Raw genomic sequence first — 24,931 nt, 5'->3', positions numbered from 1 at the left:
TCCTTTAATGGGTAGGGTCAGTGGAATTAGTAGAGCCTGCGGGCACAATGCCAAGGATATGCTCCAGGGTATCGAGCAGCTCATGCGGCATGGTCGACACCACATGAACCTCGGCGCCGCGAGCTTCAAGGCTTGCGAGTAAATCGTCACGATGATACTCGTCAAGCGTCATGCCGTCAGCGTTGAACATGAGCTTAGGCACAAAGAGCATAACCCCCGAGAGGTCCTGCGGCAGCTGCTCCAGAATGTCGCAGGCGACGATGAGGCCGGTCACGTCCACGTTGCCGCCAAAGTAACGGTTTTCGATAGCGGTGACGGTGCCGGCAAGGCCCCGTGGCGACTCCACAAAGCGCGCCACGGTGTCGCGCGCGCTGGTGCCGGAGAGGCACAGGAGGCGCTGGCCACGGGCGGCGATTGCCTCGCGAACGCGGCCCAGACGCTCGGCGTCGGCGGCGAGCACGTCATCGGTCTCGTCCAGATACGAGCGGATCATACCGATGCCGTCATAATACTGCGGGTAGCCGTCGTAAAAGTCTGCCTCGGGAGGCTCGATGCCGGCGTCCAGATAGAACTCGTCGCTCATCTGGAAGGTGTGGCGGCCAAAGCGCTTGTAGGCACGATCCTGGAAGGGACGGATCATGGCAATGGTTTCGCGCGCGAGCTCAGGTTTGTCGCTGTATGACCAGGTAAAGCGCCTCTGATGCTTGGTAAAACCGAGCGGCACGATGCCCAGGCTGGTGATCTGCTCGTGCTCCTCGCAAAAGCGTAGGGTCTTTTGCAGCTCCTCGCCGTCGTTCATGCCGGGACATAGCACAATCTGCGCGTGGATCTCGATGCCGGCGGCCATGATGGTCTCGAGCACGTCCATGCCGCGCTGGGCGTTGCGGCCCATCATACGGCGGCGGACGTCGGGGCTTACGGCATGGACCGACACGTTCATAGGGCTCATATTGCGGTCGATAACGTTTTGCACGTCCTCGTCGGAAAGGTTCGTGAGCGTGACAAAGTTGCCCTGTAAAAAGCTCAAGCGGTAATCATCGTCACGAATGTAGAGCGTGGAGCGGCCGCCCTTGGGCAGCATGGTCATAAAGCAGAACACGCAGGCGTTCACACAGGTACGCATGCCGTCGAAGATGGGGCCATCGAACTCAAGGCCCCAGTCCTCGCCGGGAAAGCGGTCAAGCTCCACGGGGGTGACGGTGCCGTCGCGCGGGTCGAGAACCTCAAGTTCGACGGTGTCGTCATCTGCCTCCCAGAGCCACACGATCATGTCGGTGAGTCGCTCGCCGTTGACCGTGAGCACGCGCATGCCCGGCTCGATACCCACATCCCATGCAGGCGACTCGGGACGCACGTTTTTTACGAGCGCGCCCTCACCCGGCTCGGGGTCGCGGCTGCGCCCGTAATCGGCCACCTCGGCGGCGTATGCGGGTACGGTCTGGTCCATGATTAGCGACAAAGCTCCTTGATGCGCGCAACGGCGCGTTCGATGTGTTCTTGCGGAGTTGAGGCTCCGGCGGTGATGCCGATGTGGCGCGCGTTGGCAAACCATGCGGCCTCAAGCTCGGAGGCTTCCTCGATGTGATGGGTGCGCTCGCAGACATCGGCACAAATCTGCGCCAGGCGGCGCGTGTTGCCGGAGTTTTTGCCGCCTACGACGACCATGCAGTCGCAGCGGTTGGCAAGTGAGGCGGCCGCCTGCTGTCGCTCGCTCGTGGCAGCGCAGATCGTGTTAATCACACGCAGCTCCTGCACGCGCGGGGTGATAGAGGCCACTACCTCGGCCAAGTTCTGCGCGGTTTGGGTGGTCTGCACAACCAGGCCCACCTTGCCCTTGAGCGGCAGCGCGTCCGCATCGGCGGCGCAACTCACGACCTGCGCGTCATCGCCGGCGTGGCCCAGGATGCCCTCAACCTCGGGGTGGCCCGGCTCGCCCACGACGATCACACGGTAGCCCTCGCGCACCAAACGCTCGGCCGCCACGTGGACCTTCTTCACGTAGGGGCAGGTGGCATCGACCACGGTAAGGCCGCGCTCGCGAGCAGCCTCGATGACCTGCGGCACCACGCCGTGCGCGCGAATGACCACGGTGCCCGATGCGGCGTCGTTCAGGGTCTCGGCAAGACCGACGCCTGCCTCGGCGAGCTCGCGCACCACGATGGGGTTATGGATGAGCGGGCCCAGGGTGTGGACCTGGGCGTCCTCCCCCGCCTGCGGGGCGGCCGCCAGCGCCATGTCGAGCGCACGCTGCACGCCGTAGCAGGTGCCGGCATGCGCTGCGATTTCGATGGTGGGGACGACCTCCTCAGCGGCGGTCGCGGCGGTATTCATGACGTTCTCGCCCATGGCTAGAACCTGCCAGGGTGCTCGGCACACAGGTCGTCGCGCATGGCGTAGACGCGGCTCATGGCCTCGGACTCAAACCATGCCAGGCGCTCCTTGCGCTTGAGCTCAGCCGGTGCATCGGATAGCGAGATGGCCTTGCCGGCACGGATCCAGCACTTTTTGGGGCGCATGAGCTTTTTGCCCGCAGGCGTGATATCGGACCAGCCGCAGATGGCGAGCGGGTTGACGGGTGCCTTGCCCATCTGGGCAATGAGTGCAAAGCCGCCGTGGACCTCGGGCTTGATCTCGCGCGAGCGGATGCGCGTGCCCTCGGGGAAGATCAGAACGTCCTCGCCGCGCTGCAGCGCATGCTGGGCGGCACGCAGGCACTTCATGTCGGCGGTGCCGCGCTCGACGGGAATACCGCCCACGCGGCTAAAGGCCCAGCGCACGATCTTGCTCTTGGCAAACTCGGACTTAAAAATGGGGCGAATGCGGCGGCCGCCAAAGAATAGCGCCGTCTCTACAGCAAGGAGCTCGGCCATAGAGGTGTGGTTGCAGATGACCACGCTGCCGCGGCCTTCCTGGCGCTCAAACAGCAGGTCGGCGTCCTCGACCTTCCAGCGCCACATGAGCTTGGAGAAGACCCACAGGATGCCCATGACCACAGCGACGGTGCCACGGATGAGCACGGGGAACTCGGCATAAGGCGCGTTGTAGTAATCCTCGGGCGTCTGCTTAAACAGGCGCATGAGCTACCTCCTTTGGTTGATGAGGTCCTCGATTATCGAGACGACCTCGTCGATGGTATGTGCGGTGGAGTCGACGTGCACCGCGTCCTCGGCGGGCACGAGCGGCGCGACCTCGCGGCTGCTGTCGAGTTTGTCGCGCTGTTTGAGGGCGTCGAGGGTCTCGTCTACCTCGGCCTCGAGCTGCTCTTCGGTGGGCGGCTGGGCGTCGTTTTGGTGGCGCTGCAGCACGCGGCGACGGGCGCGCTCGCGCGGGTCGGCGGTCAGGAACACCTTGACCTGCGCGTTGGGGAACACGACGGTGCCGATGTCGCGACCCTCGGCCACGATGTCGCGGTCCTCGGCGGCGCGACGCTGATGGATGAGCATGGCCGCGCGTACGCCCGGGTAGGCCGAGACCTTGGAGACGTTGGCGTCCACCTGCGGGGTGCGAATGGCAGCCGAGGCGTCCGCGCCGTCGATGGTCAGGCGCGTGTCCTCGCCGGTGCCGTTGGTAAAGCGAATCTCGATCTGCTCGGCGAGGGCATCGATGGCAGCCTCGTCGTCCAGATCGATGCCGCGGTCGAGCGCGGCGAAGGTGACGGCGCGATACATGGCGCCCGTGTCGAGCTTGTTAAAGCCCAGCTGGCGGGCGATCTCCTTGGCGATGGTGGACTTGCCGGATCCGGCGGGGCCGTCGATGGCGACGATCATGCAATGCTTCCTTTCGGTGGTTGACGTGCTGGTATGGGACGCGGGCGCTGGGGCTTGGCGGACTGGCTAGCCCGTGTAGCGCTCGCGGTAGGTGTTGCGCTTGGGCGCGGAGCCGTGGCTGCCGTGGTGACGCGTGCGGCTCGCGGTGTTGGTCGCCGGCGCAGCGCCGCGCTTGGCGCCGGCCTGCTTGGGCGGGATGCCTCCGGCCTTGAGGATCTGCACCTCGCGGTCGGTGAGCTCGCGCCACGAGCCCTTGGCCACGTCTTTGAGCTCCAGGCCGGCAAAGTTACAGCGGTGCAGGCGGATCACCGGGTGGTGGATCTTGCTCAGCATGCGCTTGACCTGGTTCTTGCGCCCCTCGCGGATAATGACCTCCACGGCGGTTGTGCCGGGCTTCACACCCTGCGGAGCCACGGCCTCGGCCTCGCGCGCGGTAATAACGCGGCAGATTGCCGGCTGGCACAGGCCGTCGTCGAGCTCGATGCCGCGGCGCAGCGGTTCCAAGTCGCGATCGGTCAGGTGGCCGTCCACCAGCGCCTGGTAGGTCTTGTAGACGTGCTTGCTGGGGTGCAGCAGGTCCTGCGACAGGTCGCCGTCGGTGGTAAAGAGCAAAAGGCCCGTGGTGTCGCGGTCCAGGCGACCCACCGGGAAGAGCCCCGGAAAGCGGTCGCGCGGGACCAGGTCGGCCACGCAGGGGCGCTCCTGCGGATCGCTCATGGTGGTGAGATAGCCGGTCGGCTTGTAGAGCATCAGGTACACGGCACCCTGGTTGAGCTTGACGGGCATGCCGTCAACCTCGATATGGTCGCGGTCCACATCGACCTTGGTGCCCAGTTCGGTCGCGACTTGGCCGTTGACGGTCACGCGGCCGGCGGTCATCAGGTCCTCCGAGCCGCGGCGGCTCGCCACGCCCGCGCGCGCCAAAAAGCGCTGCAGGCGCATCGTGTGTGGGTAGACGGGCTGGGAGACGGACTTGTGCGTATCCGCATTGGGCGCCGCAGCGCCCGCGGCGTGTGAGGTACGCGTCTCCCCTGCTTCGCTAGTCCTCGTCATGCGTATCCTCCGCAGCGTCGTCAGTGGCAAGTGTTTCCCCGCCACCGACTGCCTCGACATCCTCAACATCGGTATCCAGCAGCTCGCGCTCTTCGTCCAGGTCCTCGACCTGCTCCTCGAGCGTAGACTGAATGCTGCGGCCGCTCAGGCGCTCGCGGATAAATTGACGCGACTGCTCGTCGGGGGCAAACTGCTCCAGATCGGGAAGGTCGCGGGTGGAGCGCAGACCGAACTTCTCCAAAAAGGCGTTGGTCGTGCCGTAAATGATGGCCTGACCGCGCTGGGGGTCGCGACCGAGCTCGCGCACCAGACCCTTGTCAACGAGCGACGCGATGACGCCGTCGGAGTTGACGCCGCGGATGCCCTTGACCACCTCGCGCGTGACGGGCTGGTGGTAGGCGATGACGGCAAGGGTCTCGAGCGCCGCCTGCGACAGCTTTTGCGTGTCCCAGCTCAGCACATAGGACTCGACCACATCGTGGTAGGCGGGATGCGTAAACAGGCGCCAGCCGCCGGCGACCTCGCGCAGCTGAAAGCCGCGATTGGCCTCCTCGTACTCAACTTTGAGCTCGGCCAAAAGCGACGCGCACTCGCCCGGGGCGATATCCAACGCATCTGCCAGCGCGGGCGCGCTGACGGGGTCGCTCGAAACCAGCAGGAGCGCCTCCAAGGCGCCTTTGAGGCTGTTTGCCTCTAGCGTGGAAAGGGTTGACATGGTTGCCGCTCCTATTCGGTGAGCTCGGGGCCCACGCCGGGCACGTAGGCCTCGGCGCCCTCGACGCGGTTGATCTGAATGGTTCCAAAGATCTCGTCCTGGCTCAGGGTGAGCGAGCCTCGCTTGGCGAGTTCGAGCATGGCCAGGAAGGTGACGACGAGCTGCTTGGTGGTGGCGTCGCCGTCTAACAGCTCGCGGAAGGTGCAGGTTTGGTGCGCCATGGTAAAGCGGTCGACCGAGGCCACCGTCAAGTCGAGCGGCACGCGATGCGGCGCCACGTGCTCGGCCTCCAGCAGGAAGGTCTGGCGCTTGCCGTCCAGGTCGGCGCAGATGACGGCGAGGCCGCGCAGCGTGATACCGGCCAGGTAGTCGGGCATAAGGCCCAAAAACTCGGGGTCGGGGCCGGCCACACGCGGATGCATGCGGCTTTCGGCCTGCATGCGCGCGCCAAGGGCCGCCGCCGCGCCCTTAAACTGCTTGTAGGCGATCAGGCGCTGAATCAGGACCTCGCGCAGGGCGTCGCCGTCGAGCGCGCTGAGCTCTTCGAGGTCTTCGTCAATCTCGTCATCGTCGTCGGCTTTGCGTGGGGCCTCCTGGGGCACCAGCGAGGCGGCCTTGATGTCCAAAAGGGTTGCCGCCACCAGCAGAAAGTCGCTCGCTACGTCCAGGTCCAGCGCCTCGATGCGCTCGACCTCGGCCAGGTACTGCTCGGCCACCTCGCTGATCGAGATGGCGCCGATATCAACTTTTTGGCGGGTTACCAACTGCAGCAGCAGGTCGAACGGTCCGCTGTAGACCTGCGTCGACACGCGATACGACATCTTCGACCTCCTTTGACGGCGCCTTCGCGGCGCGGTTTGGGTGCATGTTGCGACCGTTTTGCACGGTCGACCTGTAAGTTTACCCTAGATGCCGGCGATTGCGAAGTTAAGCAGCTGCCCAGCGAGCGGATACACGGTAACGTCGAAATACCGGCCGATCACATCGATGCCGGTCCACATGGGCAGCAGATACAGCACGATGATAAGAATCGGCATGGCGTATTGCTGCAGTTGGTAGTAATTGGCGAGTGCCTTGCCTTTGAGAAACGGCACGATGATAGATGAGCCGTCAAGCGGCGGAATCGGGATGAGGTTAAAAAACGCGAGCGACAGGTTGACCACGATAAAGGTGGCGCCGAAGTTCATGATTTGGGACGCTACGGCAAAGGACATGCTGGTGTAGAGGTTGCCGTATGCTGCGTGCATGATGGCGGCCGCAAGGCACGCCAGCGCGATGTTCGATGCTGGGCCGGCCGCGCTCACCAAGACCTCGTCACGCTTGGGGTGCTTGAGGTTGTTGAGGTAGACGGGCACGGGCTTAGCGAAGGCGAACACCGGGCCGCCGGCGGCGAGCATGAGCAGCGGTAGGATGATGGTGCCAAACGGATCGATGTGGTTGAGCGGGTTGAGCGAGACGCGGCCGCGCGAACGGGCCGTCTTGTCGCCAAGCGCCCAGGCTGCGGCGGCGTGTGCGCTCTCGTGGATCACGATGCCCACGATGACGGCGACGGCGCTGGCAAGCAGGTTCATGAGGTAGCTACTGGACATGGCACTCCCCTAGCGGACGCGGCGCGAGGCGCGCGTGAGCAGGTAGTCGGCCACAAACAGGATGACGGCGACGATGGCGTAATCCAGGCGGAACACTCCGCCGAAGGGCGATGTGATGACGCCATAGCCGGCGATGGCGGTCGGCAGCGCGCGAGAAAGCTCAACGACAAAGCCCACGATCTGCAGCTTGGCGGTGAGGCCGCTAAAGCACAGCAGCACAGTCATCGCGCTCATAAAGATGCCGCAGATGCGGCACGCGATGGCTATGATGCTCATCGCCACGGCAGCGGCCTTACGAGAGTTCACGCGCGGTCTCCTCTTCGATTTGGGTGGAAAGCTCCAGCCATTCGTCCTCGAGCTTGGGCAGCTCTTGCTTAAGGCCGTTATATTCCCCCAGCGCGGCGTTGAACTTATCCTGATCGGCATAAAGCTCTTCGCTTGCCATCAATTCCATAAGCTCGTCATAGCGGGCGCGCTTCTTGTCGAGCTCGGCCTCAATCTTCTTGAGCTGGTTGCGCACGCCCTTGAGCTTTTTGTTGAGCGCGGCGCGGGCCTGGGCCTCGGCGCGCTTTTGCTCCTTGGTCTTTTTGCCCTCGGCCGGCTTGGGGGCGGCGGCGGGGGTGTCGGCCTGGGCGGCGCTGGCTTTGGTGGGCTTGGCCGCGGAAGTCGTGCTCTCCGTGGACGCCTCGGCGGCGGCGCGGGCCGCGAGGTCCTCGCGCTTGTAGAGGTAGTAGTCGTAGTCGCCGTCATAGACCGTGACCTTGCCATCGCGGATGTCGATCACGCGGTTGGCCACGGCTCGCACCAAGTGCTCGTCATGGCTGATCAGAACAATGGTGCCGGGGAAGTTTTGCAGGGCGTTCTCGAGCATGTCCACCGAGTCGATGTCCAGATGGTTGGTGGGCTCGTCCAGGCACAGAAGTGCCTCGGGGGCCACGAGCATCTTAGCCAGGGCCAGACGCGCCTTTTCGCCGCCGGAAAGAACGCGAACCTGCTTTTCGATGGAATCGTTGTCACTAAACAGGAAGGCGCCCAGCAGGCTGCGCTGCTGCGGCACGGTCCACTTGGGCGTGACGGTGTCGATTTCTTGCAGGACGGTGTTGGACTCGGTCATGCCTTCGAGCGCGTGCTGGGCGTAATAGGCCACGCCCACGTTGGTACCCAGGTCGCGCGTGCCGGTAGTGGGCGGCTCCAGGCCGGCGAGAATCTTCATGAGGGTGGACTTGCCGGCGCCGTTGGGGCCGACGAGCGCCACATGCTCGCCGCGATAGAGCTTGAGGTCGATATCGCTATAGATGTGCTTGTTGCCGTAGGACTTGGACACGCCCTCCAGGCCCACGACCATGTCGCCCGAGCGCGGCGGATCGGGGAACTTAAAGTCGATGTGCTTGTGACCCTCGGGCAGGATGACGAGCTCCTTTTTGATCTGCTCGATCTTGCGGATGCGCTCCTGGGCCTGGGCGGCCTTGGTGGGCTTGTAGCGGAACTTGTCGACGAAAACCTGCATGTGGGCGATGTCGCGCTCCTGGGCGGCACGCTTGGCGCGCATCTGCTCCAGATTGTCCTCGCGCTGCTTGAGGTAGCTGCTGTAATTGCCGGTGTAGGTGGTCACGCGGCGGTTCTCGAGCGCGGCGACGTGGTCGACGCAGGCGTCCATAAAGGCGCGGTCGTGGCTGACGATGAGCACGGCGCCGTCGTAGTTTGCGATAAAGCCGCGCAACCACTGGACGCTTTCGAGGTCCAGGTGGTTGGTGGGCTCGTCCAGAAGCAGCAGGTCGGGATGGCGCAGGAAGAGCTTGGCCAGCGCGATGCGCATCTGCCAGCCGCCCGAGAACTCGGAACACGGGCGCTCAAAGTCGGTGACCTTAAAGCCCAGACCGGACAGGATCTTGCGGGCATTGCTTTCGAGCTCGTAGCCGCCCAGATGCTCAAAGCGGTCCTGGACCTGGCCGTACTCGTTAAGGAGCGCGTCGACGTCCTTGCCCTGCTCAGAGAGCTCGGTGATCTGGGCCTGCAGCTCGTTGGCGCGCTCACCCATGCGGCGGATTTCCTTGGCGGCGGCCATGACCTCGGCGAGGATGGTCGTATCCTTGTGCTCCAGGTTGGTTTCCTGCTCGAGGTAGCCCACCTGACAGTCCTTGGAGTACTGGACCTGGCCGGCATCGGGGCTGTCGATACCCATGATGATTTTGAGCATGGTGGTTTTGCCGGCGCCGTTGGGTCCCACGAGCGCAAAGCGTTCGCCAGGGTTGATCTGGAAGGACGCGCCGCTAAAGAGGACGCGCGCGCCGAAGCTTTTTTCGATCTTGTCGACCAGGAGGATCATGGTGCCGCCTTTGACCTTGTGTGCCTATATGAAAAAAGGCCCCAACTTGCGTTGGAGCCTCATTCAATGCTCGGGTGGAGACGAGGGGAATCGAACCCCTGACCTCTTGACTGCCAGTCAAGCGCTCTCCCAGCTGAGCTACGCCCCCGTGCGAAGAAGTACTATACGGGAACTCCCCCGCCGATGCAAGGACAATCTCGGAAAAATCTTTCGGCGGCGGGGCCGGGGATGCGGTACGGGCTCGGGAGCGAGGGGCCCGCGGGCCGGATCGGGCGTCGCCCTCCCTCCCGGCGCCCGGCCGGCCGCCCCCCCGGGGACCTCCCGCCACGGATGCGGCCCATCTACTACGTTTGGGCGGCACCCCCCGACCATGGCGTCACGGGTAAAAATAAAACCGCAGGTAGACGGCCTGCGGTTTTCGCGAAATACGGGGTATGGTCGAGGGGCCGGGGCTAAACGTAGTAGATGGGCCGGTTCCGTGGCGGCAACGTCGAGGGCAGCCGGCCCGGATGCATGGAGGTGGACAAGCAAACTGATTTGCGGGCAGGTAATGTTGTCATCGAGCAGAAACCGGCCAGTGTTTATACATTTGGCTGTTGCGGATAGTTGCGGATAGCCAGAAGAAACACGAGGATTCTAGAAGGGAAAGCTAAAACGAAAGCGGTTCCCCCGATTAACTGAATATCAGAGAAACCGCTGGTAGATAGTGGTGGGCCCTCCGGGATTCGAACCCAGAACCCAGGGATTATGAGTCCCCTGCGCTAACCGTTGCGCCAAGAGCCCTTATAAAGTAGCTGTCGCGGTTAGGGTTGAAGAACAACTTCCAACGTTTTGACCTACGACGTGAAATACTACCATGCACGCGGCACCCGTTCAACGCACGATCTTGTCGACCAGGAGGATCATGGTGCCGCCTTTGACCTTGTGTGCCTATATGAAAAAAGGCCCCAACTTGCGTTGGAGCCTCATTCAATGCTCGGGTGGAGACGAGGGGAATCGAACCCCTGACCTCTTGACTGCCAGTCAAGCGCTCTCCCAGCTGAGCTACGCCCCCGTGCGAAGAAGTACTATACGGGAACTCCCCCGCCGATGCAAGGACAATCTCGGAAAAATCTTTCGGCGGCGGGGCCGGGGATGCGGGACGGGCTCGGGAGCGAGTGGCCCGCGATGCCCGATCCGGCCCGCGGGGGCGCGCCCCGCGGGCGGCGGCGTTGCCGCCGCCCGCCCTCCCGGCGCCCGGCCGGCCGCCCCCGGGGACCTCCCGCCACGGATGCGGCCCATCTACTACGTTTGGGCGGCATCCCCCGACCATGGCGTCACGGTTAAAAATAAAACCGCAGGTAGACGGCCTGCGGTTTTCGCGAAATACGGGGCATGGTCGAGGGGCCGGGGCTAAACGTAGTAGATGGGCCGCATCCGTGGCGGCAGCGTCGAGGGCAGCCGGCCGAGGGCGCCCGGAAGTGAGCAGGCACCCGTTTAACGACCGATTTCCAGCCAATTGCACAGCACGTTGGCTCGTAACTCCATTTCCGTCGTCTTTTGCGCCCTAGTTTTGCACCTATAGCGCAATTCCAAACGCGAGCAAAGACTTCGCACGATCGCATCAAGCTGTTCGGCATCGTTGAGCATGTCGTGTGTAACCAGGAAGACGTCATACCCCATACTTTGCAGCGCCGTCATGCGTTTGGCATCGTGGTCGAGCACGGCGCCTGATCCGTGGATGACCTCTCCCTGAATCTCCACGATGCCTGCCTTCATTATGGTCGGATTCACAATCACGATATCCCCGTAGCAGACTTTTTGCCCTGCAATGCTCTGCGCCGATGCGGTAAGCGGCGTAAGGTCGTTGACGTAAACGTTTCTAAAACCGGCGCCGCCGCGAGAGCGAGGAAGCGATAGCAATAAAATTCCTGCAACTTCGAGCGGAGAAGCGGCTATACCCGTCACCAGCTGCGCGGCGTTATAAAACTTCGTACCCCACTTTCGTTTTTTAATCTTACTGGCGTACTCATGAAGCTCGTGTAATTCGATGAGCGGCTTCCTCATCCAGAGCGAAGTGCCCTTTAGCCTTGTGACCTCATTCGTCTTCTTTTGTCCGTTGGTCCCCTTCGCATTTACCTGTTCCTTGACTTTTATGCGAGCATAAACGCGTTTCCATTGTGGCTCGTCTTGGCTTTCATCGAGGTCAAAGAGGGATTCGGTTGTTGCATTCTCGGCAGCGTCTTTGGCTTTGTCTAGTTCCACTTCTGCTGCGGCGGTGGGCTCAAAGACTGAGAACCATCCGCAGAATTCGTACATGGCAAGGACAAGATCGGTTAAAGACACAAAGCGCGCCATGGTAAATAGCGTCGCAAGTGGATTGGTAACCCTAAAGTTCATCGCGGTTTCCAGCGTGCTGTCCAACCCAGAAGCATCATCACAGTGGATTGTCGTCCGTAATCCCGAATGGTAGTTAACGCCACCGGGCAATGTTGTGGTAATAATCGGGGTCTTGAGGACGTCGGTTACGAAAGGGGCTTGGGATAGAGCTCGCCAGCCGTCTTCGGAGTTGGGCAGGCGCGGGTAGAGATCGCGCACCTGCGGTGGGCAGCGCCAGTAGCGGAATGCGGTGTTTGCGCAGACGATTTCGTCCATTTGCGTCTCCCCTGGTTTCGGCCGCGGGCCGTGTGGATCACGGGCATGGCCGATAATCTACTGGGCCATCATGCGGGTAAGTACCGGAAGCAAACCAATAGCTTGACGAGTTCTGCCGAAGATCCCTCGTGTGATAGAAATCCGCTGGCAGGAGCCCTGGGAGTGTGGTCCCTGTCTCCACATTTGCGCTCGAATCAGATGGGGAATTCAATGAAAATACGCATGCGTTTTATACAAAACATGCGATAGCATCAGCAAAAAGGGTGCGAAAAAAATGACGCCTTAGACGACTACGATTTATTTTTGGTGTCAGTTTTGGTGTCACCCTTGGTGTCAAAAAGAAAAAGGCCAGAGGCTTAATACCTCTGACCTGTGCTTTTGATGGTGGGCGATACAAGATTCGAACTTGTGACCCCATCCGTGTGAAGGATATGCTCTACCCCTGAGCCAATCGCCCGTCGCCTTTCGGCAAAAGAGATACTAACATAGCCGCGCGCGGTTTACCAAGAACTTTTTGCCCTCGATTTTAAATTCGTGGGCTCCAGCCAAACCAAAGCAACCAAAGAAACCGGCAAACCTGCAGCTAAACCACCATTTATCGCTTAATCCAGGAAGTCTCGGGACAAAACGCGAAGTCATACACATTGCTGCACAGGGTGCTAGGGAGTTCCATGCGGTGTCCAATCCATTCAGTAACCAGCGTGCGGAAGGTTTGATTCTATACGGGCGAAGCGCAGTCGAGACACACAACGCAATTGCGCCTAAGCTCTTCCGCGAGATCGGCGCGAGAGCGGTTTCCGGATACGAGGTCTTGGATCCAGACGTAGTACTGGTTGTCTTTGGGCTCGGAGCTGTCGGACAGCACGACCGGAGTGCCGGCGAACCTTAGGACAGACAACGCAAAGACAAGGCTGGTGCGTTTGTTACCGTCCTCAAAGATGTGGTCCTTGACCATGTGCTCTGCCACGTAGGTGATCTGGTCAAAGATGTCTGCGAAGCGGTCGGCCGGCGATTGGCCGAATATCGTACAGAATGCACCCGCAAGCACGGACTCGACGCGTCCAAGCTCAAGCGCGGCCCGGCCGCCTGTGGCGTCGGTTGTATAGCAGCGCCCGACCGTCATCAGCGTGCTGTGTAGGCGCATCACGGCCGCGGCCATAGCTTCGAGCGAACCGGCATCATCGAACGCGAGCGGCGCGAACGGATGAGCGCTCCGCTGCGTAGCCGCCATCATGAGTTCTCCAAGAGCCTGAGCGCGTTGGGCATGCCCACAATAGTTGACTGAATGACCTCGTCGAGCAAGGCGATACTGTCCAGATCATCGGGTAAAGTACGGGGCGCTTTCGGCGCGGTGGAGTCGGTTGCATCAGCTGTACAGCCGCAAAAAGTCATGCTTTCAGGATAATTGCTGCAACAACTATCAGGGCATGTCGTTGCATTTAACGTTTTCATCACGCCGTCCTTCTGCAGTCTGAATCCGAGCGTTTAACCCGAGCATTTTGACCATGCAATCTAAATAGATTTTTCTTGAGGCAATCAATCATCGCTGTCCAGGCGTCTAGATGCCAGGTCGAAAACCTTGTCCTTGTCCCTTGCACCTATTGCGATGATTTGAACCACTTCGACGTGCCCATCGCGGATGCGATAAATTACGCGAATGCCATCAGTGCGAAACTTAAGTTCCCTACAACCTGCAAGAAGACCCGAAAGTGGCTTACCAATTTCATCGGCTCGAAGTGCAAGACGCGCAATACCTTTGTTCACCATAGCGCGGACCGAGCCATCGAGTGACAGATACTCTTTCTCGGCAGTCTTGTCGTAAAACTCAACTTTAAACCTAGCCACGCTCACTCGAACAGCTCCTCGTCGGAAATGGGATCGGTCGCCTCGGCTTCTAGCATGGTCTCGAACCTCTCACGTCCCACGGTATAGGAGAACGGGATGCCCTTGCGATTCGATTCAGCGTCGCCCTGCGCGAGCCTTGCAGCGGCTATGGCGTGCAGGCGCTCCTCTCGGAGCTGTTCGAGTTCAACCGCCATCGCTTCGAACTCGTCGAAGCCGACGATAACAGTATCGATGCCATCGTTCCTGTCTGAGACAAATTGCGGCTCCCTTCGAGCGCGACGTCTCGCTTCGCCAAAATTTTTGCTTGCCTGCGTCGAAGTCAGCACCTGTTCGCGTCCGAAAACGAGTTTCTTGTCTATTACGGCAACCATAGCAACCTCCTTCAAAATATGTCTCTAATACGTATTATAGACCCATTTAAATACGTACTGAAAGGAAAGATAAACAACAATAATCTTAGTATTTAGATTACGGATGAACAGGGTTTCGAATCGTACTCTATGGCGATCGGTTGCCAGACAAGGTCTTCGATGCTGCAGGGTAAGGTTTTTGCGAGCGCCAATGCCGAGGATATTGAGCTCGGCGGCCCCCGATTGTTCCCAGCACTTCCGGAATTCGCATAAAAATGGCGAGGTACGAACCTCGCCAGTCTGACACTTCCAAGACAATCGCCTTTTCGGTGATTGAATTCTCTCACACTTCAGGGGCTTTTAGAGCCGCATCGATAAGATCGGCGCCGTTGTCGAAGCGACCGGACTCCCCCGTCGCTAAGAACGAATCACCTTCGCGAATGGCCTCGAGGGTCTCCGGGTTGGGTTCATTGGAAGGAAAGGGTTGAGGGCTGGTATTCGCAAGCTCCTTGTCTTGTTTACAACGCTTCATAAACAAGCACCTCATCCTGTTCGATGCTTTTGCGGAAGGGCGGGCGCATGTGCTCTGGTGGGTTGGTGACGATATCAATTTTTCGCCCAAGTTCCTTCTCGAGCTCATGGGAGAGTTCGTAAAGCGCGCCGAACGTCATGGTGTTGCCGAAGACTAGGCGCAAGTCAATATCGCTATCAGGCGTTTGCTCGCCTCGGGCAAACGAACCAAATAAATATGCCTCGCTGACGTCGTATTGAACCAGCACGCGGGAGGCCGCAGATGATATGTCAGCAAGTGAAACCATGTCTCAATTGGGCGTTTAACAGTAGAACGTCAGCGAATCATCACCAAAGGTTTCGCACCACTTGTCACATATGAATTGATGATTCATGGTGATTAGTTTTGAAAGATCCCTGAGATCCTTAGCCGGAATCTTGCTCTCGTTGTTGGCAAGTTTGCATCCGCCTTCTTTCGTCAGCCAAAACTTGGTCGAATTAGCAGCCGCCCTCTTTACACCTACGTGTATGTGAATTGGTTCTCCGTTTTCCGCAATCCAAAAGAACAGAACGTACTGCCCAAAAATAAGAACTCGAGGCATTATGCCACCGCCGGTCCGGCTTTTTTGCGTTCGGCGAGCTCGAAGATAAACGGGGCGTTTGATCTAACGAATTCAGTCAAGAAATTGAGGTCATCAGCAGTAAATCCTTCGACGTTGAACCATTTGACCGCAGGCAAGAAGCATTCCGCATGGTCAAAGCCAAAGTCAACCGGGCGCTCGACGGCCACGCGAACGGTTCCGTCTTCTCTTGTCTCTGAGTAGGCAAACTGGGTGCCATCATCAAGCTGAACATAGCTCCAAAACATGAATACCTCCTTAGTGTTTGCATTTGAGTTTAAAGAAAGGAGTGGATTTAACACGAGGTGAATTGAATTAATCCAATAAGACCCGAACCCTGCCGGCAGGCTGCATGGGCCTTCTCAATCGACAGTGCCCATATGTCTACGAAAAAAGCCCGAGCCAACGAATAGATAGGGGCTGCGCCCCGCTTCAATAATTAAACGAACAACGCTGCTCGCGATGTCATCTCTTCTGACTTTCATATAACCGCCTCTCACCAACTCCTTTTTACAAGTATAGAACATATGTTTGCATATTGCCACGAGCGATAGTTCTGATCGCGTCGGAAATGTTGGTGTAAGCGCGCCGACGGCTGACCGCCAAACGCAAGCGGCCACTGTCCTAGAATCTGGAATTGCTACATAACACAGGTTCTGAGAAAGGACAGGGACCGCTATGGAGATATTAGCAGACGCGATGCCGGAGAAGGCCGCCATCCCGAGGTCGACCGACGGGATGGTCGACATCCTGTCGCTGCTCAGGCTGCTCGCCGAGCAGGTTGTCAACGCCATCATGGACGAGGAGGCCGACCAGCTCTGCGGCGATGGGGCCAACAGCAGGAACGGCTACAGGGACCGCAGCCTCGAGACATGTGTGGGCACGCTCAACCTGAGAACCCCCAAGCTCAGGACGGGCAGCTTCTTCCCCGAGGACGTCCTCGAGCGCTACCAGCGCGTCGACCGCACGCTCGTGGCGGCCGTGGCCGAGATGTACGCGACCGGCACCAGCACCAGGAAGGTGCAGGGGATAGCCGAGAAGATTGGTGTTGATGTTCACTAAGAAGTGGTCCGAGTGATCGCTGGGATATAAGCACCGTGAGCACGAAAAATTGAGCAGTTTAAGCAAGAGGGCCGCGCCCCGGGGATCGGGGGCGCGGCCCTCGCCGTATGGTTTCCCCGGGCGGTTACTTTGGCGAGTCCGCCCGGGAAGGATGGAGGAGATGACCGTGCTCCTGGACACAGTGAATGATATACGGTCGATGGATGCCGCCGGGCGCTCGAGGTCCGAGATTGCCCGAGTGCTCCACGTGAGCCGTCCATCGAGGCCTAGCGGCAGAGGCCGCTCGAGGGCGGCTACCCCTACGTCTTCGTCGACGGCATCTACCTCAAGCGCAGCTGGGGAGTGTCCCACGAGAACGTGGCCGTGCTGTTCGTCATCGGCGTCAACTCCGCCGGCGACCGGGAGATCATCGGCTGCTCCGAGGGGTACACCGAGTCCGCGGAGTCCTGGCGCGAGTTCTTCTCCTGGCTCAAGGGACGCGGGCTCTCCGGCGTGCGGCTCGTCACCGGCGACTAGTGCGCGAGGATGCTCGGTGCGCTCGAGGAGGTGTCCCCCGGGGCTCGCTACCATCGCTTCACGGTGCATTTCTACCGCAACGTGTTGGGAAGGGTTCCCGTGACCAGGCGGAAGGCCGTGGCGCGTATGCTGAAGGCGATCCACGCGCAGGAATCACGCGAGGCATGCGGCAGGAAGGCCGGGGAGGTGGCGGACGAGCTGGAGTCGATGCGGCTCGGGGCGGCCGCGGGGACGGTGCGCGACGGGTTCGCCGAGACGCTTGCCTACACGGAATTCCCGCCGGAGCACTGGCGCCGGATCAGGACGAACAACGGGATCGAGCGCATCAACCGCGAGATCAGGAGAAGGGCGAGGGTCGTCGGGACCTTCCCGGACGGCAACTCGGCCCTCATGCTGGTGACGGCGAGGCTGAAGTACATAGCGGAGCACAAGTGGGACAAGAGGAGGTACCTGGACATGTCGAAGCTGGAGGAGATGGGCGAGCTGAGGGGAAAGGCGGAGGGCTAGAAGAGGACGGGGCCGAGGACGGCCAAATCAATTTGCGAAAGAATCTTGACAGCACCACTCTGCCTACGACTCCGCCGAGGCGGCCCTGGCGCTCTCGCGCGCATGTCGCTCGAGTCCGTGGTGGACGTCCTAGTCAAAATAGTCCCGCCATGCTGGAAAGCGTAGCGGGACACGAAAAACCAACATAACGAGAAATCGCGCGAGAGTCGACAGTTGATATGTCGATAAGCGTTTCCCCGCACTTCCGAAATATAGGCATTTTGGCAGCGATCTGAGGTGCCTTCAAGCGCGTACAAATAACAAGGTGCAACGCTTAAAAACTACATTGCAAGAAGCAGGTTCGAACCACGCTCCAAAGAATGGGCGCCCTGTGCAATATACTCCCAAGTTTCGTGATGGTTCCCCTCGGGACATATATCGGCCAATAACTCTAGGAAACCGGGGATGTCATTTGCGAAAGTCCGGGAGAATGCACGCGCGAGCTGAACCTTTTGATCCGTCGACTGTTCCTCGGTCCTATCGTGCAAAGCATGCTCAAGATTTCTTGAAAAATAATATACTGAGAACGGGATGGCCCTTCGATTATATTTCAGCACATTAACCCTACTAAGTGCCTTCAGTGCACTCGCCTTCTGATGGTTACGCGCACATATAGCCTCGGGGTTACTGCATCGAATCTCGGATGCACCATATTCCAACCGATTTAAAGATTCATCCAAAACAACCGAATCGTCAGGAATAAAAACCCCATCTGTATCAGTGATATAGACGATCTGGGCAAGGTCGGTCCAGTTAATACGCTGGGAACTAATAAAGGAAAGGACTTTTGCCCTAACTTTGTCGCGCGCATTCTTTGGGGCAATCTCGCCGCGCGGCACCGTCGAAAGCCGCGACTCCGTAAGGATATCACCGCTCATAACGATAAATTTAGACTCGTTGCCAGATTTCATCCCAACTAGATTTGATAGAATTCGGCCGAGTGCCAGCTCATCAGTTGAGCCCTCAACGATAAACAATGCATAGCTACGGCTCTTTCCCATTACTGCCCCTCCCCCGCTTGATGATCAGCTTTAAGATCGGCAGTTTGAGCTGCTGCAGAATACAGTGCCTCGTCAATCTCATATTTATTTGTGGGCACGTAAACGGACTCGTCCTGGCCCCCAAGGTTAATTGCCCTCAAATACTGGTCACGGAGGTTATTTGTCGTGCGATGTCCCTTGAACTTAATGAACCGATTCTTAGGATTGGCTGTAGACAGCACAATGCTCCTAGCATTAAGCGTTTCAAGAGCGCGAAGATTATGAGCGGTAAATAAGAGTTGGCCACGACCGAAGTCACCAATCACACCCAACAATTCACCGAGCAAATATTCAAAGACGCCAGCATCAAGCTCGTCAATGGCAACAAAGGCATCCTGTTTAGTGTGAACCTGAACTAAAGCCGTGGTGAGTGAGATAAGCTTGCGGATTCCCTCGGACTCGCAACGTAGAGGAATCCTGACTCCGTCTCGGTTTGAAATAAACTCCACCCGTCGGACTTCTTCTCCGACATCAGAGATGCGATTGCCGAGATTTTTAACTTCAAGAGAAAAGCCCGGGACAAGACTGGCCATCACCTGGCTGATGCCGGCTATGCTTGAGCATACAGCTTCATATTCAAGGTCATTGAGCTCGGCAGGCTTATATAAACGTAGGGTTACGGGCGGCTCGCCAAACCCGTAGCGCTCAACATCGGTGTTCACAGTCATCAGCTGCATAGAACAGGCAGCATGGTCAAGCGTAGTAATGATTTCGACGTTGCTTACAAAGTGATAACCAATAACTGGAATAAAGAAAACCAGTGGATTGAGCACATCATAAAAGGCATCCCTAAAAGTCGCCGGAGCAGATTCGGGCGCACCCCAATCAACCGAATCAAAATCACCATTAGCGAACGAACTCGAATCATTGTCAGAACGGTATGCCCGCCCATGAAGCTCGCGGAGCAAAGGGTAAATATCATGATTAAAGATAAGTGAATAATGCTGACGCTGAGCGACGCTCATATTAACCAACAGATCCGTCTTGATCCGTGAATCTGCAGCAAGTAAGGATCTCCAAGACCCTTTAGGAGATAACACGGGCACTGACATCGGGGAGGCCTGTGAAATCTCAATAAGAGTCCTGTGAGAAGGCTTGGCCTTTTCTGGAACAGGACCTGTAAGCCTGCCCGAGAGTTTTTCCCGTGACACCCAAATGACATCCTTGTCCTTCGAGAACTCAACGTCATACCTTAGGATGTCGCGAACAACGCCACCAAGGGAGTGCTCAAGCCCGATGGCAAGCGAAAACTGAGTCTTACCAAAAGCAAAAGAATCCTGAACGGTCGAGATCGAGTAGCCATCACCGGATAGCAAGCCTTTGATAATTTCCAGGGAATTAACGACACTCGTTTTACCTGATCCGTTCTGGCCATAAATACCAACGACATCTGCGCCAGGAGCCAAATCCTTGGGATCGGTTCCCGAGGATGGAAACTGAATTACCCCGAATTCGGTGTTCTTATAATCAACCAATTCTATATAACTAATCCGAAGCATTTCGAACGCCTTTCAAATGCAAGCCACGTCTAAGAATCTAACTATGAACAGATATTCTTTAACTTGGTAATATTATAAGCTGTATTTCTTTATTTTCTTGCTCTCTTGAGGATATCTTTAGTGAATAAAACTGTCCGTTCTATAGTAGGGGCGCGCCGGCGTTAGCCGGCGCGCCCCTACTATAGGAAACATAAAACTCGCTTTTAATCGGTTGCCCGCTTAGCTCGATGCAAGAACAACCGCCACTCTATATCGTGACCATTAAGATAAAGGCAGCAGACACCTTCCTAGAAGCGCTGTTCCCGGCAGGAATAGCGCTAAGGAGGCGGCGATCCAGTTGATGTCGGCTGTCTTGGGGAGCGTGACGGTGGCAGCGCTGGCAGTCTTGGCCTTGGATGGCGTGGACGCCGTGGTCTTGGTCACGGTCGTTTTGGTTGTCGCGGTTGTCTTGGGCGTCGCAGTCGCGGCCTTCAGGACGGGATCCGTTACGGACCCAGCACTGGGCTGCTCAACGGTAGGACCGGCATCACCGGCCGGATCGCCCGCGCCATCAGGCACGTCGGGCCCGCCGGCCTCCCCCGCCGGGGCCGTGGTATCCACGGGCTCAATAACCACGTGCGGTGCCACAGCCCCACCAGCATCCACCACGCCGCCATCGCCGAAGGCCCCGCCCTTAGGCGCCACAAAGCGAGCGGATGCAAGCGACCCGCCCAAGCAGGCGACGCCGCCTTCGGCGCCCGAAGCATCCAGCCAGGACGCATCGACGGTAAGCTTCCCGGCCGCGCCGCCGCCGGCAGCCCCGCTCGGCAGGCACACGCCATAGGCGAGCACGTCCGCCCCGGAGCCCGCGCCCGCGGCGACAAAGCGCTCACTGCAGCGAACGGCAAGACCGTCCGCGATCACGCCTGCCACCCGTGCTTCCGTGATGCCGTCGCCGTCGGCCCGCGCGTCGACCTTGCAGCCGTCCACCGCGAGCGTCCCCGACACGTAGATCCCGCACTGCGAGCCCGTGGCCACCAGCGACCCGGTGCCGCGGAGCGTCAGATCGCCCCACACCTCCATGCCGCACTGCGAGATGTCCACGTCGGGCGCGCTCGTCTCGTCAACAGTGTTCTGCCCGGTCAGCGTCACCACCAGGTCTCCGTCGGCGCCGATGGCCTCGCCCGTGTAGCCGTTAAGCTCCAGGCGGTCGGCATCGGTCCAAGCCCAACCGGGGCCCGACACGCCCGGCTCGTAGTACGTCGCGCCCGCGATGATCAGGCTCTCCGCGCCCGCGGCATAAGAAGGCCCGCCCAGCAAAACGCATAGGCAGGCCATGGCAATAAACAGGATGTAGTGTCGGCTGGTGTGGAACGCGGCAGCAAACATAACCGCTCCGATCTTCGCAAGAGCCAATGGAAGCCGCTACTGGAAATGCCCTTGTAGCAGCAGTTATTAGTGTAGCGAGATCAGATATCGGGCGAAGAAGGAAACCTGTGATCGGCTCCCAAAATTAGGTGTAAATCGTTTTGCCAGTCGGTGAAAGGCATTCGTGCCGAAAATGTTGGTGTAGGGGCGACCCCCTAGCGTCTATTTAACAAAGAGGGGTCACCAGTCCATTACCTCTATCCTCGCTTATTGTGCGCTATCCAATCGTCAGCGTAATAAAGACCTCCTCATTTCCCAACTCAAAGAGATCCTGAGATAGTTCTTGAGAAGTCTTCGTTCCAAAGCACCCCCGAGTCAAATAGGGAACCGAACAACCGCGCACCCGTTGCAAATCTTCAGCAAGCTCCGTTCTCCTAGTCAAATGAGCGATATCAGTTAGATCGCCAAGCTTAAGAATTAGAGGCTCATATGAGCGTTCATTCCTATTAACGGCGATACGCCATTCAGCTTGGTTTGCATAACGAACATTCTTTACAAACGCTCCTGCATTAAAATGTGGAATCCCATTTGGAAAAACCATATAAGCACTTCAACCTTGTCGTCACCAATGCAAGCATGGGGCTTTTCAAAATGTCTGGGATGGCCCACGCGGAGTTGGGTGACGCATTGGCTGAGCCACGACGTCGGAAGCCTGTCGGACTGGATCAAGAGGCCCGACGCAGTCGATTGCAGCACGGGCGATGTCCCGTTCTTGACGCTCAAGGCTAAAAGCAGGGAAAATGGAGTTCGTTGCTTAACGTGCTATATACAACGCATCGCTCACCAGCTGCAAAAGGAATCAGTCTTATACCAAAAGAGGTCATATCGGCGTTAGCCGATATGACCTCTTTCTTGACAATGCAACTCATAGATAAGGCTAAAAATCGCGGTCGGGAATCCTCTCCCCTAATCCCGCTTAAACAGATCCCTCGTGTAGACCTTGTCCGCCACGTCCGCGAGCTCGTCGCTCCAGCGGTTGGCGACGATCACATCGCAGCTGGCCTTGAAGGCCTCCAGGTCGTGGGTCACCTCGGAGCCGAAGAACTCCGGCGCGTCCAGCGTGGGCTCGTAGACCACCACGGGCACGCCCTTGGCCTTCACGCGCTTCATGACGCCCTGGATGGAGCTCGCGCGGAAGTTGTCGGAGTTGGACTTCATCGTCAGGCGGTACACGCCCACGACCGGCTTCGGCTTACCCTCGTACACGCGGTCCCACACCAGCTGCAGCACCTCGTCGGCGACGAAGTCCTTGCGGGTGCGGTTGGCATCCACGATGGCCTCGATAAGGTTCTGCGGCACGTCCCTGTAGTTGGCCAGCAGCTGCTTGGTGTCCTTGGGCAGGCAGTAGCCGCCGTAGCCGAAGCTGGGGTTGTTGTAGTGGCTGCCGATGCGCGGCTCCAGGCAGACGCCGTCGATGACGTCGCGGGTGTTGAGGCCGCGGACCTCGCAGTAGGTGTCGAGCTCGTTGAAGTAGGCCACGCGCAGCGCCAGGTAGGTGTTGGCGAAGAGCTTGACGGCCTCGGCCTCGGTGGTGCCCAGCACGAGCTCCGGGATGCCCTTGGTGCCGTCGGCGTTCGCGCGCTCGAGCTCGGCGGGGTCGGCGCCCTGCGCGAGCAGGCGTGCGAAGCGCTCGGCAGCCGCGACGGCGACGGCGTCCTCTTTCGGAGCGCCCACCACAATGCGGCTGGGGTGCAGGTTGTCGTAGAGCGCCTTGCTCTCGCGCAGGAACTCGGGGCTGAAGAAGATCTTCTCGTCGCTCAGCCTCTCGCGCAGGCCCGCGGTGTAGCCGACGGGGATGGTCGACTTGATAACGATCCAGGCGTCCGGGTTCACCGAGCGCACGGCGGCGATGGCGGCCTCGACGGAGCTCGTGTCGAAGAAGTTCTTATCGGAATCGTAATTCGTCGGCGTGGCGATGACGGCGTAGTCGGCGCCCGTGTAGGCCTCGGCCACGTCGGCCGTGGCGTGCAGGTCGAGCTCGCGCTCCCCCGCCTTGGCCTCCGCCAGGAAGCGCTCGATCTCGTCGTCCTGGATGGGCGATACGTAGTTGTTGATCTTCTCGACCTTCTCGTGCACGATGTCCAGGGCATGCACCTCGTTGTGCTGCGAGAGCAGGACGGCGAGGGACAGGCCGACGTAGCCGGTACCGGCAACAGCGATCTTCATGTCATTCTCCAATTGTCAAAGAGCAGGTTAGAAATACCCCCAACAGCTGTTGGGGCTTAAAAGTTAGAGGCTCTTCCTCCACACCATCTTGTCCACGACGCCGGTGTAGCTCTGGATGATCTTGACCACCTTGGTGGACACGGTCTCGTCGGCGTAGTCGGGAACGGGCGCCTCGGGCAGCGAACCCTCCGCGTCGAGCTCGACGGCGGTGTGGACGGCCTGGAGCAGGCCGCGCTCGCTGATGCCGGCCAGCGTGAAGCAGGCCTTGTCCAGGGCCTCGGGGCGCTCGGTGGAGGTGCGGATGCACACCGCCGGGAACGGATGCCCGACGCTCGCGAAGAAGCTGGACTCCTCGGGCAGGGTGCCGGAGTCGGAGACAACGGCGAAGGCGTTCATCTGCAGGCAGTTGTAGTCGTGGAAGCCCATGGGCTCGTGCATGCGCACGCGCGGGTCGAGCTTAAAGCCGGTGGCCTCCAGGCGCTTGCGGGAGCGCGGGTGGCAGGAGTACAGGATCGGCATGTCGTACTTCTCCGCGAGCGCGTTGATCGCGGTGAACAGGCTCGTGAAGTTCGCCTCGGTGTCGATGTTCTCCTCGCGGTGGGCGGACAGCAGCATGTAGCGCTTGGGCTCCAGGCCGAGCTCGGAGAGGATGTCCGAGGCCTCGATCTTGCCCAGGTTCGCGCGCAGGACCTCGGCCATGGGCGAGCCCGTAACGTAGGTGCGCTCCGGGGCGCAGCCGGTGTCCTTGAGGTAGCGGCGGGCGTGCTCGGAGTAGGCCAGGTTGACGTCGGAGATCACGTCGACGATGCGGCGGTTGGTCTCCTCGGGCAGGCACTCGTCCTTGCAGCGGTTGCCCGCCTCCATGTGGAAGATGGGGATGTGGAGCCTCTTGGCCGCGATGGCGGACAGGCAGCTGTTGGTATCACCCAGGATCAGAAGGGCGTCGGGCTGCACCTGCATCATGAGCTTGTACGAGGCCGCGATGATGTTGCCCACGGTCTCGCCCAGGTCGGCGCCCACGGCATCCAGGTAGACGTCCGGGTCGTCGAGCGACAGGTCGCGGAAGAAGATGCCGTTGAGCGTGTAGTCGTAGTTCTGCCCGGTGTGCGCCAGCAGGCAGTCGAAATGGCGGCGGCACTTCTTGATGACCTCGGACAGGCGGATGACCTCGGGGCGGGTGCCCACGATGATCAGCAACTTCAGGCGGCCGTCGTTCAAGAAAGTAACAGAGTTCTCCTTATTCATAACCAACCCCTATTCAGGACTCTATAAGCAATAAACAACAC

The 24,931-nt window shown here is 59.4% G+C and carries 25 protein-coding genes, 4 tRNA genes and 1 pseudogene; 2 read left to right on the top strand and 28 right to left on the bottom strand.

From position 1 onward, the window contains the following. Window positions 1-4 precede the first annotated feature (4 nt). The 22 genes from FYJ40_RS06365 to FYJ40_RS06260 form a co-directional block, all read right to left on the bottom strand. A complete protein-coding gene (locus tag FYJ40_RS06365; RefSeq protein ID WP_154516466.1) occupies window positions 5-1,447 on the bottom strand; it encodes a DUF512 domain-containing protein in 1,443 nt (480 codons plus the stop codon). 2 nt (window positions 1,448-1,449) lie between these two features. Then, on the bottom strand, window positions 1,450-2,346 hold the full coding sequence (locus FYJ40_RS06360; RefSeq protein WP_154516469.1) for a 4-hydroxy-3-methylbut-2-enyl diphosphate reductase: 897 nt from the start codon (window positions 2,344-2,346) through the stop codon (window positions 1,450-1,452). Between the two features lie 2 nt (window positions 2,347-2,348). After that, complete coding sequence (locus FYJ40_RS06355) at window positions 2,349-3,077, bottom strand: lysophospholipid acyltransferase family protein (RefSeq protein WP_154516472.1); 729 nt, start codon at window positions 3,075-3,077, stop codon at window positions 2,349-2,351. Between the two features lie 3 nt (window positions 3,078-3,080). Further along, complete coding sequence (gene cmk / locus FYJ40_RS06350; RefSeq protein ID WP_154516475.1) at window positions 3,081-3,767, bottom strand: (d)CMP kinase; 687 nt, start codon at window positions 3,765-3,767, stop codon at window positions 3,081-3,083. Between the two features lie 66 nt (window positions 3,768-3,833). Continuing rightward, window positions 3,834-4,820: a pseudouridine synthase gene (locus FYJ40_RS06345; protein WP_154516478.1), complete on the bottom strand. Its 987-nt coding sequence runs from the start codon at window positions 4,818-4,820 to the stop codon at window positions 3,834-3,836. Beyond that, window positions 4,807-5,535 carry an SMC-Scp complex subunit ScpB gene (gene scpB / locus FYJ40_RS06340; RefSeq protein ID WP_154516481.1) on the bottom strand — a complete coding sequence of 243 codons (729 nt, stop codon included), beginning with the start codon at window positions 5,533-5,535 and terminating at the stop codon, window positions 4,807-4,809. The genes FYJ40_RS06345 and scpB overlap by 14 nt, the downstream gene beginning before the upstream one ends. An 11-nt stretch (window positions 5,536-5,546) precedes the next feature. Then, on the bottom strand, window positions 5,547-6,356 hold the full coding sequence (locus FYJ40_RS06335; protein ID WP_154516484.1) for a ScpA family protein: 810 nt from the start codon (window positions 6,354-6,356) through the stop codon (window positions 5,547-5,549). Window positions 6,357-6,440: 84 nt separating this feature from the next. Then, window positions 6,441-7,124 (bottom strand): site-2 protease family protein, encoded by a 684-nt coding sequence (locus FYJ40_RS06330; protein WP_154516487.1) that lies wholly within the window; start codon window positions 7,122-7,124, stop codon window positions 6,441-6,443. 9 nt (window positions 7,125-7,133) lie between these two features. Continuing rightward, window positions 7,134-7,430 carry a hypothetical protein gene (locus FYJ40_RS06325; protein WP_370450603.1) on the bottom strand — a complete coding sequence of 99 codons (297 nt, stop codon included), beginning with the start codon at window positions 7,428-7,430 and terminating at the stop codon, window positions 7,134-7,136. Then, a complete protein-coding gene (locus FYJ40_RS06320) occupies window positions 7,417-9,450 on the bottom strand; it encodes an ABC-F family ATP-binding cassette domain-containing protein (RefSeq protein WP_154516490.1) in 2,034 nt (677 codons plus the stop codon). Before FYJ40_RS06320 ends, FYJ40_RS06325 begins: the two co-directional genes overlap by 14 nt. A 75-nt stretch (window positions 9,451-9,525) precedes the next feature. After that, window positions 9,526-9,598 (bottom strand) — tRNA-Ala (locus FYJ40_RS06315). Between the two features lie 559 nt (window positions 9,599-10,157). After that, a tRNA-Ile gene (locus tag FYJ40_RS06310) sits at window positions 10,158-10,233 on the bottom strand. Between the two features lie 198 nt (window positions 10,234-10,431). Continuing rightward, window positions 10,432-10,504 (bottom strand) — tRNA-Ala (locus FYJ40_RS06305). 422 nt (window positions 10,505-10,926) lie between these two features. Continuing rightward, window positions 10,927-12,084 carry a hypothetical protein gene (locus FYJ40_RS06300; RefSeq protein ID WP_154516493.1) on the bottom strand — a complete coding sequence of 386 codons (1,158 nt, stop codon included), beginning with the start codon at window positions 12,082-12,084 and terminating at the stop codon, window positions 10,927-10,929. Between the two features lie 382 nt (window positions 12,085-12,466). Beyond that, window positions 12,467-12,541: transfer RNA gene (locus tag FYJ40_RS06295), tRNA-Val, on the bottom strand. A 261-nt stretch (window positions 12,542-12,802) separates the two neighbouring features. After that, window positions 12,803-13,318 (bottom strand): Fic family protein, encoded by a 516-nt coding sequence (locus tag FYJ40_RS06290; protein WP_154516496.1) that lies wholly within the window; start codon window positions 13,316-13,318, stop codon window positions 12,803-12,805. Window positions 13,319-13,620: 302 nt separating this feature from the next. Next, the gene (locus FYJ40_RS06285) at window positions 13,621-13,935 is read right to left on the bottom strand and encodes a type II toxin-antitoxin system RelE/ParE family toxin (protein WP_154516499.1); all 315 of its coding nucleotides are present in this window, start codon (window positions 13,933-13,935) and stop codon (window positions 13,621-13,623) included. Then, entirely contained in the window at window positions 13,932-14,300 is a 369-nt protein-coding gene (locus FYJ40_RS06280) for a hypothetical protein (RefSeq protein WP_154516502.1), read from the bottom strand. The genes FYJ40_RS06285 and FYJ40_RS06280 overlap by 4 nt, the downstream gene beginning before the upstream one ends. A gap of 322 nt (window positions 14,301-14,622) precedes the next feature. Further along, entirely contained in the window at window positions 14,623-14,811 is a 189-nt protein-coding gene (locus FYJ40_RS06275; RefSeq protein ID WP_229770695.1) for a hypothetical protein, read from the bottom strand. Beyond that, a complete protein-coding gene (locus tag FYJ40_RS06270; protein ID WP_154516505.1) occupies window positions 14,798-15,097 on the bottom strand; it encodes a nucleotidyltransferase family protein in 300 nt (99 codons plus the stop codon). Before FYJ40_RS06270 ends, FYJ40_RS06275 begins: the two co-directional genes overlap by 14 nt. Before the next feature lie 15 nt (window positions 15,098-15,112). After that, entirely contained in the window at window positions 15,113-15,391 is a 279-nt protein-coding gene (locus FYJ40_RS09220) for a DUF4160 domain-containing protein (RefSeq protein ID WP_154516508.1), read from the bottom strand. Next, a complete protein-coding gene (locus FYJ40_RS06260; RefSeq protein WP_154516511.1) occupies window positions 15,391-15,657 on the bottom strand; it encodes a hypothetical protein in 267 nt (88 codons plus the stop codon). Before FYJ40_RS06260 ends, FYJ40_RS09220 begins: the two co-directional genes overlap by 1 nt. Before the next feature lie 430 nt (window positions 15,658-16,087). On the opposite strand from FYJ40_RS06260, the gene FYJ40_RS06255 reads away from it, so the two are divergent. After that, window positions 16,088-16,471 (top strand): transposase, encoded by a 384-nt coding sequence (locus tag FYJ40_RS06255; RefSeq protein WP_229770694.1) that lies wholly within the window; start codon window positions 16,088-16,090, stop codon window positions 16,469-16,471. Between the two features lie 270 nt (window positions 16,472-16,741). Further along, a pseudogene (locus tag FYJ40_RS06245) lies at window positions 16,742-17,494 on the top strand (IS256 family transposase); the annotation flags it as partial. Window positions 17,495-17,814: 320 nt separating this feature from the next. On the opposite strand, the gene FYJ40_RS06240 reads toward FYJ40_RS06245, so the two are convergent. From FYJ40_RS06240 to wecB, 6 genes are all read right to left on the bottom strand, one after another. Next, a complete protein-coding gene (locus FYJ40_RS06240; protein ID WP_154516520.1) occupies window positions 17,815-18,534 on the bottom strand; it encodes a hypothetical protein in 720 nt (239 codons plus the stop codon). Next, window positions 18,534-20,072 (bottom strand): AAA family ATPase, encoded by a 1,539-nt coding sequence (locus FYJ40_RS06235; RefSeq protein WP_154516523.1) that lies wholly within the window; start codon window positions 20,070-20,072, stop codon window positions 18,534-18,536. Before FYJ40_RS06235 ends, FYJ40_RS06240 begins: the two co-directional genes overlap by 1 nt. A 261-nt stretch (window positions 20,073-20,333) precedes the next feature. Further along, window positions 20,334-21,440 (bottom strand): hypothetical protein, encoded by a 1,107-nt coding sequence (locus tag FYJ40_RS06230; RefSeq protein ID WP_154518003.1) that lies wholly within the window; start codon window positions 21,438-21,440, stop codon window positions 20,334-20,336. Window positions 21,441-21,696: 256 nt separating this feature from the next. Further along, a complete protein-coding gene (locus FYJ40_RS06225; RefSeq protein WP_154518006.1) occupies window positions 21,697-22,020 on the bottom strand; it encodes a hypothetical protein in 324 nt (107 codons plus the stop codon). 365 nt (window positions 22,021-22,385) lie between these two features. After that, the gene (locus FYJ40_RS06220) at window positions 22,386-23,645 is read right to left on the bottom strand and encodes a nucleotide sugar dehydrogenase (RefSeq protein ID WP_154518009.1); all 1,260 of its coding nucleotides are present in this window, start codon (window positions 23,643-23,645) and stop codon (window positions 22,386-22,388) included. A 63-nt stretch (window positions 23,646-23,708) separates the two neighbouring features. After that, window positions 23,709-24,890 (bottom strand): non-hydrolyzing UDP-N-acetylglucosamine 2-epimerase, encoded by a 1,182-nt coding sequence (gene wecB / locus FYJ40_RS06215; protein WP_154518012.1) that lies wholly within the window; start codon window positions 24,888-24,890, stop codon window positions 23,709-23,711. Window positions 24,891-24,931 lie beyond the last annotated feature (41 nt).

The organism is Collinsella sp. WCA1-178-WT-3 (M1) (assembly GCF_009696325.1).
In the GTDB taxonomy this organism is placed as follows: Bacteria; Actinomycetota; Coriobacteriia; order Coriobacteriales; family Coriobacteriaceae; genus Collinsella.
The sequence above is the reverse complement of the archived record's forward strand: the minus strand, read 5'-3'. Positions and strand labels throughout refer to the sequence as shown.